Source organism: Alkalicoccobacillus murimartini, assembly GCF_030813245.1.
Classification (GTDB): domain Bacteria; phylum Bacillota; class Bacilli; order Bacillales; family Bacillaceae_D; genus Alkalicoccobacillus; species Alkalicoccobacillus murimartini.
The window spans coordinates 331,658-345,374 of sequence record NZ_JAUSUA010000001.1 but is presented as its reverse complement, the minus strand read 5'-3'; the positions used below and the strand labels follow the sequence as shown (position 1 = coordinate 345,374).

The following is a 13,717-nucleotide window of genomic DNA, read 5'->3' as shown; positions in this document are numbered from 1 at the left end:
TCAAAGGGATGGAAATCTTTTATGCATTGGAACCACCCGTTCCTCCTTCTTCTTTTGCCTGTGCCTCAACACCAGAACTAGTTGAAGCTTTAGAAACATTAAATTGAATGGGACGTACACACCAATAGATACATGCATGTCCAGCTCCAAGGATTAAAAGCAAGACAGGAATCGAGTAGGCTTCAGTAAAGAATTGAATGGCGAGTATAAAAGAAAGGACGGAAACAATTCTTCCACTGTTTAAATACAACTCACGAACGACCATATATTCAACACGCATCTCACCAGCATTCCACGCCTTACCGATTACATCGTAGGTTAGTGAGATGTAGGGAACTAGTAGCATAGGGTATGCGATTGAGATAAGAATTCCGTATAGAATTAATTTTGGAAATGTGAGGTTAAATACAAGCAGGAAGATTGCTCCATAAAGGATAAGCCCTCCAACTAAAATGGCCTTTTTTCGTAACTTTGTTTTGATTAACCTTCCAGCTGCATAATAAATAATAAGTTGAGTTGCAGACGTAACTAATCCATATGTTCCAAGCGCTAGCTCACTGTTTGTGACAGTATAAACCCATACAACAATGACAAAGACAAAAGTCCCTTCACGTAAACCTTGAAAGAAGTGAGCATTTAAAATTCGACTCCATGCGCGATTCTGCTTTTTTTCCTCTAAAATTCGTCTAATGAGAAATCGGCCTTTTGCATTTCGTTTTTTTAGAGTCATGCTCAAAAACACGGCAACGACAAAAATGACAAGGGATACACTAAAAATGACGGTGTACCCTGTAGATTTTTCCATGCCTGTAATGATGATACCCGCTGCAAGAGGTCCTATCATGCCAGCAAAAGATGTTAACAGCCCTAGAAATCCATTAAAGAAATCACGGGTATCCGGCTCTGTTACCTCAAAAGTCAGCACATTAAATGCGAGCCAATAAAACCCAAGCCCCAACCCAACTAAAGCGCCTAATATCAAAATCTTAAAGACAGACCCTCCACCAATAAATAATACTGAAAAATAAAACAGTGATAATATCGCCACGCCTATGCGTAGTACAAAGACACGGTCAATTTTTTTTGATAATCTTCCAGCTAAAAGAAAAGCAATAGGCTGGCAAATGACCGCCGCTAAGTTATAAAGAGCTAAGTCCATGAACTCGCCCGATTGTTTCCACAAATAAACATTTACAAACGTATTAGACAGAGCAATGCTTAGCGCATATAATCCACCGATGACCAAAAGCATAACCAGATCCTTAGTAATATCAATGTTACCCAATACACGATCCAGGGTTTTTCTATGCATGAACTCACCCCCTTCGTGAGTAGTGTGTCACTCTCTTGAAGGGTTATGCAGGTACTTTCAGACATCAAAAAAACCGCCATACATGATGTATGACGGTTTGACTGTACCTATTTATTTTGCTGCTGCGTAATTCTTTGCTGCAACATCCCAGTTTACTACATTCCAGAAAGCGTTGATGTAGTCAGGACGACGGTTTTGGTAGTTAAGATAGTAAGCGTGCTCCCAAACATCCAAACCAACTACAGGTGATTTGCCTTCCATTACAGGAGTATCTTGGTTAGGTGTGCTAGTGATAGCAAGCTTGCCACCATCAACAATTAGCCATGCCCAGCCAGATCCAAAACGGTTAGCTGCTGCTGCTGCAAATTCTTCTTTGAAAGCATCGAAGCTTCCGAAGTCTTTAGTAATCGCATCTGCAAGCTCACCAGTTGGAGCGCTGCTTCCGCCTGGAGTTAAAAGCTCCCAGAAGAACGTATGGTTAGCATGTCCGCCACCATTATTACGTACTGCTGTACGTACAGATTCAGGTAGAGCATCAATATTACTGATTAGCTCGTCTACAGACTTACTTGAAAGATCAGAATGACCCTCAAGAGCTGCATTAAGTTTTGTTACATAAGTATTATGATGCTTGTCGTGGTGAATGTTCATTGTCTGCTCATCGATGTGAGGTTCAAGTGCATTTGCTGCATAAGGTAATTGTGGTAGTTCGTATGCCATGTTAATATTCTCCTCCTTGAATGAGTTTCCATTTTTTGTTGCCGAACTTTTGAAACAAAAACGTTTCATAAGTCTGCCTATTTAAGTTACCAAAATAAACCGTGATATGCAAATAAAACGACTTTACACTATCACGTCTTATTTTATGGTTTCCACGAGGTGGGTGAGGTTAAACATGTAATCCTAACATTATGGTGAGATGGGAATATTTAAAGTGTAGAAGGTATATTTATTTTTTTTGGTACGCGGCAATTTCATTTGAGTAAGCAGAAGATGAGAAACCGTGGATGAGGTTATTTTTAGGAATGACCTTAATTCTTGATTCGTAATTGTAGATTTTATTAATAGAGAATAGTCCTCAATTGCTTCATAATGAGCGTATTTTGAATAAGTACGGCATCTTTTACACTGCCATTTGGCGACTACTCGCTCCATCATGTACTGGTGACATTCAGGGCACCGAATACCTTTTTGCAGATCGTGAAAATGTAATTGGTAAGATTGAAGAGAGGGTGGTTTTTCTTTATAGTGCTCGCTGTTCAGCAAGGAGGCCATTTTTCTTAAATCTTTTTGTGTTAGCTTCTCGGTAGAATATCTCCTTTGAAGTTGTTCTAACTTTTCAGGTAGGTGATCTGAAATAATGAATCGATTTATTGTTTGATTATTTAGGTGGTCGGACTCAATAATTACTGAAGGATGTGTGAGGACAATGAGCTCAACAACTGGTTTTAGAGGATAATTCCGTTCAAGAAGCCAATCCGTTAATTGGATCCGCTGTCTTCTGAGTTGGATGATTGGGTTTGGCAGCACTTGCTTATCTTCTTTAAACGTTCGTACCATCTGTTTTGTAGCATCATTAAAACGAATGTTTCCTGCAATATTTTTTATCTCTAGGATTGCAATGAACTGAGCACATAAAACAATAGTATCCATTTGAAACCCATAGCCTTTTTTTGATATCAAGTGAACATCATTTAGAATAAAAAAGTCTTTTTCGCTTAGAAAATTAAGATGATAGTCTAAACTCTGCTCTCCCCTATATCCCGCCTCTCTTAGAGAAAGCTCTTCTGCTATCTTAGGATAAACAGGGTGAGTTTTTGCTAACCGTCTTTTTAAAGCCCTAAGTTGCAAAAGCCGTATCGGTACAGTCCGCTTTTTTACAATCAAACGAGTAAACCTCCTTCTTTTAGAATAAATCCCTAACCCTATTCGCCATAATACCTGATTAACCTGCAAAAACTTCTTTGGCTGAAGGAGTAAAAGTGAGAGATTAAGTTAAATCCTACGGAATCGCCATTTATACATGGGAGAGCCTCTTTCGACATGCAAGACCTCCTTTTCTACATGCGAGAGCTTCTACCTACATGCAAGACCTCCTTTTCTACATGCGAGAGCTTCTACCTACATGCAAGACCTCCTTCTCTACACGCAAGATCCTCTACCTACATGCAAGACCTCCTTCTCTACATGCGAGAGCTTCTTTCGACATGTAAGATCTCCTTCTCTACACGCAAGAGCCTCTTTCGACATGCAAGATCTTCTTCTCTACATGCGAGAGCCTCTACCTACATACAAGATCTCCTTCTCATCATGCAAGAGCCTCTTTCGACATGCAAGATCTTCTTCTCTACATGCGAGAGCCTCTACCTACATGCAAGATCCCCTTCGCTAAATGCGAGAGCTTCTACCTACATGCAAGACCTCCTTCTCTACACGCAAGATCCTCTACCTACATGCAAGACCTCCTTCTCTTCACGCGAGAGCCTCTCCCCGCACGCAAGCCCCTCCTCCACACCACCCCTCCCAAAAAACACAAAAAAACCTGAACGCACAATGCGTTCAGGTTTTTTTCATTCGGAAGGAGGAAGAGGGATTCGAACCCCCGCGCGGTTTGACCCGCCTGTCGGTTTTCAAGACCGATCCCTTCAGCCAGACTTGGGTATTCCTCCAAAGTATGATGAGCGATTAGCTCAGTAAGAGTGGACCCTGTAGGACTCGAACCTACGACCGATCGGTTATGAGCCGAGTGCTCTAACCAACTGAGCTAAGGGTCCAAAATGGGGCGGCTGATGGGAATTGAACCCACGAATGCCGGAATCACAATCCGGTGCGTTAACCACTTCGCCACAACCGCCATGTCATTCATCCAAACTATGTATATATGGTAGCGGCGGAGGGGATCGAACCCCCGACCTCACGGGTATGAACCGTACGCTCTAGCCAGCTGAGCTACACCGCCATATTTGGCTCCACAGGTAGGACTCGAACCTACGACCGATCGGTTAACAGCCGATTGCTCTACCACTGAGCTACTGTGGAACAATGTGTTTATCAAGACAAGAACTATAATACCATGTGGTTAAAAATTGTGCAATAGGTTTTTAAAATCTTTTTTTATTAATTTCTCTGCTGCATGAATACTTTACCATATGCACATGAGTGAGACAAGTTTATTTGGTATAAAAGAGAGCTGGAATGAGGTCTCCCCTCATCCCAGCAATCGATTAATTAGTATTCCCCAATTACGGCTTCAGCAATGTTCACACTGTGATCACCGATTCGCTCAAGGTTACTTACGATATCAACGAATACAATTCCAGATCCACCTGTGCAGCTGCCATCATTCATACGTGTGATGTGCTGCTTTCTTAGGCGACGTTCCATCTTATCAATTAATTCTTCTTTTTCTAATACACCCTTTGCTTTCTCTACATCATGATGTTCAAGGGCTGAGATTGCTGCTTTTAACGTATCTTTTGTTAGGTCAAACATTTCATTTAAGTCGGAGATTGCTGTTTCTGACATCGTGACTTTATTAGATTTTTGGTAATCCTTTAATTCAACAATGTTCTCCATGTGGTCACCAATTCGTTCGATATCACGAATGGAATCCAAAAGGGTTGAGTGTTTCTTAGAATCTTGATCAGATAATGATTGTGACGAAACTTGAATCAAGTATTCCGTAATTTCACGATCAAGATTATTAATCGCTTGCTCGTACTGAACCGTTTTTTCGGCTTGTTTTTTATCTCCAGATACTAGATATTGAGCTGCATTCTCAAGTCCTTCATAAGAATATTCAGCCATACGCAGCACTTCTTGTTGTGCTTGTCCAAGCGCAATGGAAGGTGAGCTGCCAATAAATCGAGTATCTAAATGCTTTGACTTAAATTCAACAATCGCGTCTTCACCAGGAATTAGCTTTGTCACAATCCAAGCCAACACACCAATGAATGGGAAAAGCATAATAACGTTCGCAACATTAAATACTCCGTGTGCGGTTGCGATTTGCATCATCGGATTCAAGTTAAAGGTTTCCGCGAGATATTCAACCAATCGCTGGAAATACCTTAAAAATATTAAGACAATTGCTGTACCTACTAAGTTAAAAATAACATGTGTAAGAGCTGTTCTTCTAGCAGCTACGGTTGCTCCTATTGCAGCAATAACAGCCGTAATTGTAGTTCCAATATTATCACCAAACAAAACAGGAAGTGCTGCTGAAAGATCAATAGCTCCTTGTGCATAAAGCTGCTGAATAATTCCAATGGCAGCTGTAGAACTTTGAATCACCACAGTCATGACTGTACCGACTAGAACACCTAAAAGTGGATTATCGCTGAGGGTAACCGTCCATTCTGCAAAGGCAGGCAAATCACGTAATGGAGCAAGACCTTGTCCCATTAGTTTTAAACCATAAAATAGGGACCCTATTCCGAACACAACTTGTCCAATATTTTGGATCTTTGGAGCTTTGAAGAAAAACAGCATAAAAGCGCCTAGTGCTATTATTGGCAAGGCGTATTCAGAAACATTAATACTAATGATAAAGGCTGTAGTTGTTGTTCCAATATTGGCACCCATGATGACACCAATGGCTTGCCTAAGAGTCATAAAACCTGCATTAACTAGACCGATTGTTAAAACCGTTGTCCCTGTACTACTTTGAATAAGTGCAGTTACTAATATACCAGTTAATACTCCCATAAAAGGATTCGTCGTAAATTTATCTAACAAATCCCGCAAACGGTCGCCTGCCGCTTTTTGAAGACCATCTCCCATAAACTTTACAGCAAATAGAAAGATACCTATGCCTCCAAGAAACGTAAATACGAGCGATTGAACATCCACACAATCTCATCCCTTCATCTACAAAAATACGTTTGTTCGACATTTATCACGCACATACGCATCTATTATTAAACATTTATTATTTGTTTGTAAACCACTATTTACAAAAGAAAGTACGTTATCTTTTTCACATATGAACTTTAATTCACATTTATTCTTGCTATTGCTGTATGTATACGCTTCCGCTATCATTAAAAATAAAATGATATTTAGGAGAGTCCTTATGAGTTTTTTTACGTTTTTTTTAAAATGTCTATACAACAGACAGGCTATTCTTGCTTCACGATTTCGTCCGAGTATTCATGTAATAGGTCACATATGTTTTACAATTGTCATTGCTTTACTGCCATACTGCCTCTACTTAACTTTTACTATTTCTTCAGGATTTAACCATGTTAATAATGCCTTAAGTCATCAAGAAATAGAATTTTCAATTGAAAATCAACAGTTGCAAACGGATATGGACTCAATCCCTTATCACCTAGAGACGAATGATTCCTTTCAATTGATTCTTGATCCTAATAGTCAATTAACGACAGAAGCTATTTCAGGAAACGGCTTACTTATGCAAGGTGAATATGCCTCCCTTCACTTTAATAATCTTGATCAACGAGTGACTTATTCTTTACTTGGAGAGGAAAGCAAATCCAAAATAGAGATACTAGAACAGTTGGATAGTATCCAATCATTTTTGCCAATTCTGTTTATTATAATGAGTCTGATGATCATCTCCGTTATGATCGGTTCTGCTTTTTTAGGAACGAGTATTTTAGCCATGGTGGCGTCGTTATTCTTCCGTCAAAATTCAAGTATTCACTTCATCCAACTATGGAAAATTGCTGCACATACGATGCCATTACCGGTTATTTTATATGCTTGGATTGTCGTTTTTTTAAATGATTTACCCATTCTTTTTCTTTTTATTACCCTAACTAGTTTGTATCTCTATCTTCTTTTTAAACTTCCACGCAAAAAAAAGAGTAGAAAAACGGCATAGCGTTTTTCTACTCTTCTTTTTCTTGATTACTTCGTGCGACTAATATTCTTGTACCATCCACTGATGTTACTTCTATTTCTTCTTCGGCTTCAATCCACTGTCCACCACTTGTAGCGCTATATGGTTGCCCCTCAATATTAATCGTACCTGTTGGTCTTAGAGAGTTCAGTGTCTTACCTTTTTTGCCAACAAGCTCTTTGTATTCCATATTAATCGAGTTATAGCCTCTTTCACTCGTTAATCGATCTTTAAAAGTAAGTTTTGACCACATTTGTCGACGCGTAAATACTTTTAAGAAAAACAATGAGCTTAATCCACCTAAGATAAAGGCCATACCAACTAAAATTCCATATACAAGGGATGGTGCTGGAATAGCTAATCCCACAACCATTAGAATGACTCCAATTAATCCTACCGTTCCATCTGAAAATAGCTTCCCATCCAATATGATCAAAACGATCCCGATCAAGTATAGGATCACTACCCAAAATCCTGTATCACCTGTTAAATGATGTAGAAAATACATAGCAGTCATTCCGACCCCAAGTAAAGCAAATAAGCCGCGTGCTTTAACTAACAGCTCACCAAACAGAAACAACGTACCTAAAAAGATGACAATAAAACCTATACTTGCTATGTCAAGCCACTCCATTTGGCCATCTCCCCCTTTTTATCTTTGTATACGAATGATGACAGAATAAGTTTCAACATTTTATAAAATTAAACCGTTCTCATTCTTACATCATTTTGTGAGAAGGGAGACCGCTCCCTTCTCTAGTTGAATTATGAACTAAAAAAGCCTTTTATGGAATCAATAATCTTATTGATGAAATCAAGGAAACTAGTTAAAAATGATTGTGTTTCTTCTTTTGCAAGAAACTCCCCAAGATTATCGCGAACCTTTGAAATTTGATCTTGCACTTGATCCCAGTTAATATTTAAATCCTTCATTCGCATGAAAAGTGAAACTAAGCCGTTTAATTCTTCTTCTGTCAGTGTAATTCCAAGCTCGTTCGCAAGTCGTTCAATTAATGCTCTTAAATCGTCTTCCGATTCAATGTTTTGATCCCCGATTTCTTCTTTGATCCGGTTGATCAATTCGGTTGCTTCATCAATTCCAATTGATTCAGCAAGTTCCGCTGTTTTTACCATTTCTTCGTTAGCCACTTGCTTTTGTTCTTCTGGAATATCAATCCCAGCAGCCACTTCATATGCTTTAATTAAGCCCGTTAATCCAGCTGTACCCGACACATCAAACGGAGCCGTCACATAGACATCAGCATCTTCAACACCAGCTGTAACAAGTGCATTAGCATACATCTTATCTGAAACCCACGTAATATTGTTGCTAGTCACATTAATTCCTTCTCCAGGACTTGTCATCGTAATCTTAGAAGAGGAAAGAGCGCGGTTTCCAATATTAGTACTACTTATATAATCTCCTAAGTAGATGTGCTCTTCTTCATTTGTTACTTCAAGAGTCTCAACATCTTCAGCTACTTCCATTTCCTCTAAGAGATCTTCTCTCTGAGCTGGAGATAAATCTGCACCTAATGTCACAATCACGTCACCCGGAACGGCATCAGCTTGAGCAACGGCCGGAACAAAAAGCAATAGTATCATAAATCCAATCATACTTTTTTGTAATTTCTTCATCATTTAATAATCGTCCCCTTTTTTATTACAGAATTAGGTCATTCTGCAAGAGGTATCCTCTTTATATCGATACCCTTCTCACTAGGTAACCTTTTTTCAGAGGAAAAGAAAAGTGACTTTTGACCTATTTTAAAATTCATTCGATTCCTCAAACTGGATTTTTTTGAACCATTTGCCCCAACATATCAAAAGTATCTGACTCGAAATTCCTGTTAAACCAATTAAATAAAAGACATGATTTTGCCACTCGCTCATCCAAATTGAAAATACAACGGGTCCACTGGCGACTCCTAAAAAACGGACTGTTGTTAGCCACGTCAATGCCCTCTCACTAAGTTCTTCAGGTAAAAATTGAGCTAAAGAACTTGAAGAAGCCGGTAGCAAAATACCTGCTGCTCCCCCAACTACACAAGTAGAAAGTACTGTATACATGAACCCTAGATAACCAAAACATGCGAGACAAGATGCCACCAATAATAGACTCATCCCTGCTATCATCGTTTCTTTTAATTGTTTTGAAGACCGATTAGAGGTTCTGCCATAAAGATAGGACACCACTACAAGAATAGCAAGTGGCAAAGAAATGAACAATCCTCTTTGCCCTGTATGTTGTATATCAGAAGCTGTCACAAATAAGAGTCCATAAAGTAAAAACATCACGACAAATCCGATGGTTAATCCTGGAACGAACCATCTCCAATAATGAAGTAAGCCTCCATGAGAAAGAGTAGAATGGTTACTTAAAGTCTGCGATTGTTGGGGCAATAACGTAATGGCCGATACTAGTGCAACGATGGCGATTGCCAAATACCACACAAAACCTAGTTGCCAGGCATACGCCACTAGTAAGCTGCCTAAAATAGGACTGACAGCCTTAGTGACGCCATTAATGACTTCTAGCAGACTAAACAGTTTCATTTGTTCAGTTCCTCTATAAAGCTCTGAAGCAAGAATAAAGCCAAGCGGCGCTGCCGAACCCGCACCTACACCTTGTAAGATCCGTCCGATCAAAATAGTCATATAGGCTACATTTGAATGACTCGTAAAACCTGATAATGAAGAAGTTACACAACCTAGAGTTAATATAACTAAACAACTTATGATGACTTTCCTCCGCCCAAATACATTAGAGAGCCAACTACTCAGCGGAATCATAATCGCACCGGCAAACGAGAAAACACTTAATAGTAAGCTTGTTTGTGAAGCTGTTAACTGTAAATCTTGTTGAATCGCAGGCATCATTGGAATAAATAGTCCGTTACCGACAACCATAATCATTGTAAAACTTCCAATTCCTATTTTGGATACATATGTTCCACTCATTAAAATGGCTCCTCTACTTTTTTAGTAGGATTTCTTATTTATTTGTCATAATACAGGCTTTGCTTGCATAGACTTTTACTATCTGTATTTTTCCTAAGGAGGACAAGCTGTGAAGCGTTTATTTATATGTATTGGCTTGCTGATTTTAGTTGCTGGCATTGTGGCTGATCTAAAATCTGGTTCTTTGCCTGATCAGTCAGCAATAAAGCCAACACAGCTGAATCAATCTGCTAATCAGCGGCAGCCGATTAAAGAAGATCAAATGATGTCAACAATGTCCTCACAAGAAGTTATCGTGGAACCAGGACATACGGTTTTGTCCGTTGTAGAACATTTGCATCAAGGTCCCGTAACGGCCAGTATTCAACAAATCATTGACGATTTTAAAGCATTGAATCACGCACTTGAACCAGACGCCATTCAAATTGGTAAGACGTATTTGTTTCCGATTTATGAGAAAGAGTGAATTTCCTTGCCAAATCGAACAGGTCATTGATAAAATGAAGTCGTATCTCTTTAAGAGACTAACCAACTAGTGAATGTTACTTGTTGAATAAAGGAGCGATTGGTCAATGACCGAACTTACACATCGTACGAAGACCCGCCCAGTTAAGGTCGGCAATTTGACGATTGGCGGCAATGATGAAGTCGTCATTCAAAGTATGACAACAACAAAAACTCATGATGTCGAAGCAACGGTAGCTGAGATTAATCGACTGGCGGAAGCAGGATGTCAAATTGTCCGAGTGGCTTGCCCAGATATGAAAGCAGCCGAAGCGATTAAAGATATTAAAGCTCAGATCTCCATTCCTTTGGTTGTTGATATTCATTTTGATTACAAGCTGGCACTAAAAGCCATTGAAGGTGGAGCAGACAAGATCCGGATTAACCCGGGTAACATTGGACGCCGTGAGAAAGTGGAGGCAGTAGTTAAAGCCGCTAAAGCAAAAGGCATACCGATTCGAATTGGTGTTAATGCTGGTTCACTTGAACGCAAAATCGTAGAGAAATATGGATATCCTACAGCTGATGGTATGGTGGAGAGCGCGTTGCACCACATCAAAATTCTTGAGGACCTTGATTTTCACGATATTATCGTATCGATGAAAGCATCGGATGTTCATTTAGCGATTGAAGCTTACGAAAAAGCATCAAAAGCTTTTGATTATCCCCTTCATTTAGGTATTACAGAGTCTGGAACTCTATTTGCTGGAACCGTTAAAAGTGCTGCCGGACTAGGTGCTATCCTTAATATGGGTATCGGAAATACTTTACGTATTTCATTAAGTGCTGATCCAGTAGAAGAAGTGAAAGTAGCTCGTGAACTATTAAAGTCATTTGGTTTAGCTGCAAATGCAGCTACATTAATTTCTTGTCCAACGTGTGGACGAATTGAGATTGACTTAATTAGTATCGCCAATGAGGTTGAGGAGTATATTGCCACGATTAAAGCCCCTATCAAGGTTGCTGTTCTCGGTTGTGCCGTTAACGGGCCAGGAGAAGCCAGGGAAGCCGATATCGGTATAGCTGGTGCTCGTGGAGAAGGTTTACTCTTCCGTCATGGTGAAATTGTCCGTAAGGTTCCTGAAGAAACGATGGTCGAGGAACTTAAAAAAGAAATCGACATTATTGCCGAAGAACATTACAAAAAACAAGCTGCCGCTGCTGCAGAATTAGAAAGTTCTAAATAAGGAAAACCCCGCTGTACTGACTATCAGACAGCGGGATTTTTTTGCTTACTGGCTCCCTACACTCACGTTTTACCGTTAAATGATAGTTGAGAAAAACAATGAAGTTATTATTGACACTACCCCTATCCCTATCGCCCATCGACCCATCACTTTTGAATCGCCTCTTTGAGCAATAAAACCAACAATGATACCTGCTGATCCTAGAAGTAGCGGAAGAAAAAACAAGGAAAGAATTGCTAACGTAATGGAAAACGTTCCTAATGCTCTTCCATTCATTAGACTTCCGACAGATTCATCTTGATCTGCGTCTCTCTTCTCTTGAGTTGGCGCTTGCGGTGCTGGAAATTCAGCTGCAGTTTCTTCTCTAAAATTAGAAACCCCATCCGGTTCGCCTTCCTTATCGAATCCATCCTGGTAGACTTCTGGATCCAAATTTGTATAAGTCGGATCTTCAGGATCGACCAATCTCACTGGTACTTGATTTGGATCTTTATCTAACGACATAGTGGTTCCTCCTCACTTTCTAATGCAGGGAGCTTTTATAGTGTAACCAGATCACTTGAATTCACTGATCCTAATGTTGGAAGTCCAACAGTTGATCCTGTTAACGGCAATGAGTGAAATGATACAATAGTGTCCGGAGGGATGTGCATAATGAAGAAACTACGATTGGGTTTAGATATAGACGGTACAGTTACCGATCCCGCTGCCTTTGTGCCTGCATTAAACAAATCATTTAACAAAGAGTTAGTTCTAGAGGATCTCACTTCGTTTGATTTGACTGGTATTCTTGGCATTAGCCGTGAGGAGTTCGGACAATGGATGAAAGATCATGAATCCGAGATCTATGCGAAAGTAGAACTCGCCTCACACGTCAAATCAATCCTAGAGAAGTGGCAGGATCAATATGAGCTTTATTACGTGACTGCACGGGGTTCTTATCTCGAATCAGTCACACAAGATTGGTTTGAATTAAACAAACTACCTTACCACCATATAGAGCTTCTCGGACAGCATGATAAAATCGAAGCTGTGAATACACATCGTATTGATTTGTTCTTCGAGGATAAACATGACAATGCCGTAGAGATTGCTACAGCGTGTTCGATTCCTGTTATTTTACTCGATACACCTTATAATCAAGGAGAAGATCCAGATGGAGTAATTCGGGTGAAGAATTGGCTTGAAGCGGAACAGTGGGTCCTCGATTGGACTAAGCAGTTTGAGCATGATGCAAATGATTAATTGGAAATCATTGTTTCAAAAAAGAAGCTGTATATTCTGTCAGAAGAAAACACCATACATGCGAACATACATTTCTGATACGGGCAAGCAGGTAAAAGTTTGTGAAAAGTGCCTTGAATATGCTGAAAGACGTGCAATGAAAAAAGCGTGAGCCTTGGGCTCACGCTTTTTATCTCATCAATTTTTAATACATGTTGCACATGTTCCATACACTTCGAATTTGTGGCCTTCTACCTGAAAAGCAGGAAATTGAGCCGCAATCGTTTCTTCACTTACTGGACATGTATGGAAATGCTCTGTCCGACCACACGCTAAACAAATAAGATGATGGTGGTGGGAGTTCGTTTGGCATGTAATGCGGAATCGCTTCTCCCCTTCAAGTTCGGTTTCTTCAAGAATATCCAGTTCCTGAAACAAAGAAAGATTTCGATAGATTGTATCAAAACTCAGACCTGGATAATCCTTTTGCATATGTTCTAGTACTTCTTTTGCTGGTATATATCTATCTTCATCCGCAAACAATTGAATCATTTTTTCTCGTTTGCCTGTATATTTATAGCCGCGGTTTTTTAAGCGCTCTAACGCATCAGATACCTTCATCTGCTGAACACCCTTCCCTTATGCATAGGTTATTCCTTTATT

General features: G+C 39.7%; 13 protein-coding genes and 5 tRNA genes. 4 read left to right on the top strand and 14 right to left on the bottom strand.

All coding sequences use genetic code 11. The features are described from left to right. Nucleotides 1–19: 19 nt before the first annotated feature. From J2S05_RS01875 to J2S05_RS01835, 9 genes are all read right to left on the bottom strand, one after another. Nucleotides 20–1,312, bottom strand: coding sequence for an MFS transporter (locus J2S05_RS01875; protein WP_306979352.1), 1,293 nt, complete (start codon nt 1,310–1,312; stop codon nt 20–22). 111 nt (nt 1,313–1,423) lie between these two features. Continuing rightward, a complete protein-coding gene (locus J2S05_RS01870; RefSeq protein ID WP_306979350.1) occupies nt 1,424–2,032 on the bottom strand; it encodes a superoxide dismutase in 609 nt (202 codons plus the stop codon). 189 nt (nt 2,033–2,221) lie between these two features. Continuing rightward, on the bottom strand, nt 2,222–3,199 hold the full coding sequence (locus J2S05_RS01865) for a nuclease-related domain-containing protein (protein WP_306979348.1): 978 nt from the start codon (nt 3,197–3,199) through the stop codon (nt 2,222–2,224). A 692-nt stretch (nt 3,200–3,891) separates the two neighbouring features. After that, a tRNA-Ser gene (locus J2S05_RS01860) sits at nt 3,892–3,981 on the bottom strand. Between the two features lie 31 nt (nt 3,982–4,012). Next, nucleotides 4,013–4,086 (bottom strand) — tRNA-Ile (locus J2S05_RS01855). A 4-nt stretch (nt 4,087–4,090) separates the two neighbouring features. Continuing rightward, nucleotides 4,091–4,166, bottom strand: a tRNA-His gene (locus tag J2S05_RS01850). Between the two features lie 28 nt (nt 4,167–4,194). Next, nucleotides 4,195–4,271, bottom strand: a tRNA-Met gene (locus J2S05_RS01845). A gap of 5 nt (nt 4,272–4,276) precedes the next feature. Then, nucleotides 4,277–4,351: transfer RNA gene (locus J2S05_RS01840), tRNA-Asn, on the bottom strand. Between the two features lie 189 nt (nt 4,352–4,540). Next, on the bottom strand, nt 4,541–6,163 hold the full coding sequence (locus J2S05_RS01835; protein WP_306979346.1) for a Na/Pi cotransporter family protein: 1,623 nt from the start codon (nt 6,161–6,163) through the stop codon (nt 4,541–4,543). Between the two features lie 223 nt (nt 6,164–6,386). On the opposite strand from J2S05_RS01835, the gene J2S05_RS01830 reads away from it, so the two are divergent. Continuing rightward, complete coding sequence (locus tag J2S05_RS01830; RefSeq protein ID WP_306979344.1) at nt 6,387–7,160, top strand: DUF1189 family protein; 774 nt, start codon at nt 6,387–6,389, stop codon at nt 7,158–7,160. 7 nt (nt 7,161–7,167) lie between these two features. Here J2S05_RS01830 and J2S05_RS01825 read toward each other — a convergent pair whose 3' ends face one another. From J2S05_RS01825 to J2S05_RS01815, 3 genes are all read right to left on the bottom strand, one after another. Next, the gene (locus tag J2S05_RS01825; RefSeq protein ID WP_306979342.1) at nt 7,168–7,812 is read right to left on the bottom strand and encodes an NfeD family protein; all 645 of its coding nucleotides are present in this window, start codon (nt 7,810–7,812) and stop codon (nt 7,168–7,170) included. A 131-nt stretch (nt 7,813–7,943) separates the two neighbouring features. Next, nucleotides 7,944–8,819 carry a DUF1002 domain-containing protein gene (locus tag J2S05_RS01820; protein ID WP_306979340.1) on the bottom strand — a complete coding sequence of 292 codons (876 nt, stop codon included), beginning with the start codon at nt 8,817–8,819 and terminating at the stop codon, nt 7,944–7,946. 126 nt (nt 8,820–8,945) lie between these two features. After that, nucleotides 8,946–10,139, bottom strand: a complete 1,194-nt coding sequence (locus J2S05_RS01815) for an MFS transporter (RefSeq protein WP_306979339.1) — start codon at nt 10,137–10,139, stop codon at nt 8,946–8,948. 109 nt (nt 10,140–10,248) lie between these two features. Between J2S05_RS01815 and J2S05_RS01810 the strand changes: the two genes are divergently transcribed. Both J2S05_RS01810 and ispG read left to right on the top strand, forming a co-directional pair. Beyond that, a complete protein-coding gene (locus J2S05_RS01810) occupies nt 10,249–10,605 on the top strand; it encodes a hypothetical protein (protein WP_306979337.1) in 357 nt (118 codons plus the stop codon). Nucleotides 10,606–10,711: 106 nt separating this feature from the next. Then, complete coding sequence (gene ispG, locus J2S05_RS01805) at nt 10,712–11,830, top strand: flavodoxin-dependent (E)-4-hydroxy-3-methylbut-2-enyl-diphosphate synthase (protein WP_306979335.1); 1,119 nt, start codon at nt 10,712–10,714, stop codon at nt 11,828–11,830. Nucleotides 11,831–11,905: 75 nt separating this feature from the next. On the opposite strand, the gene J2S05_RS01800 is transcribed toward ispG, so the two are convergent. Next, on the bottom strand, nt 11,906–12,334 hold the full coding sequence (locus tag J2S05_RS01800) for a DUF4190 domain-containing protein (protein ID WP_306979334.1): 429 nt from the start codon (nt 12,332–12,334) through the stop codon (nt 11,906–11,908). Between the two features lie 150 nt (nt 12,335–12,484). Here J2S05_RS01800 and J2S05_RS01795 point away from each other — a divergent pair, with 150 nt between their 5' ends. Beyond that, the gene (locus tag J2S05_RS01795; RefSeq protein ID WP_306979332.1) at nt 12,485–13,075 is read left to right on the top strand and encodes a 5' nucleotidase, NT5C type; all 591 of its coding nucleotides are present in this window, start codon (nt 12,485–12,487) and stop codon (nt 13,073–13,075) included. A 177-nt stretch (nt 13,076–13,252) separates the two neighbouring features. Here the strand turns inward: J2S05_RS01795 and J2S05_RS01790 are convergent, their stop codons facing one another. Beyond that, nucleotides 13,253–13,675, bottom strand: a complete 423-nt coding sequence (locus tag J2S05_RS01790; RefSeq protein WP_306979330.1) for a Fur family transcriptional regulator — start codon at nt 13,673–13,675, stop codon at nt 13,253–13,255. Nucleotides 13,676–13,717: the final 42 nt, after the last annotated feature.

Coding starts and splice junctions, on each gene's coding strand:
- J2S05_RS01875 (WP_306979352.1), bottom strand. CDS start 1,312: ATGCATAGAAAAACCCTGGATCGTGTATTGGGTAACATTGATATTACT.
- J2S05_RS01870 (WP_306979350.1), bottom strand. CDS start 2,032: ATGGCATACGAACTACCACAATTACCTTATGCAGCAAATGCACTTGAA.
- J2S05_RS01830 (WP_306979344.1), top strand. CDS start 6,387: ATGAGTTTTTTTACGTTTTTTTTAAAATGTCTATACAACAGACAGGCT.
- J2S05_RS01825 (WP_306979342.1), bottom strand. CDS start 7,812: ATGGAGTGGCTTGACATAGCAAGTATAGGTTTTATTGTCATCTTTTTA.
- J2S05_RS01820 (WP_306979340.1), bottom strand. CDS start 8,819: ATGATGAAGAAATTACAAAAAAGTATGATTGGATTTATGATACTATTG.
- J2S05_RS01815 (WP_306979339.1), bottom strand. CDS start 10,139: ATGAGTGGAACATATGTATCCAAAATAGGAATTGGAAGTTTTACAATG.
- ispG (WP_306979335.1), top strand. CDS start 10,712: ATGACCGAACTTACACATCGTACGAAGACCCGCCCAGTTAAGGTCGGC.
- J2S05_RS01800 (WP_306979334.1), bottom strand. CDS start 12,334: ATGTCGTTAGATAAAGATCCAAATCAAGTACCAGTGAGATTGGTCGAT.
- J2S05_RS01795 (WP_306979332.1), top strand. CDS start 12,485: ATGAAGAAACTACGATTGGGTTTAGATATAGACGGTACAGTTACCGAT.
- J2S05_RS01790 (WP_306979330.1), bottom strand. CDS start 13,675: ATGAAGGTATCTGATGCGTTAGAGCGCTTAAAAAACCGCGGCTATAAA.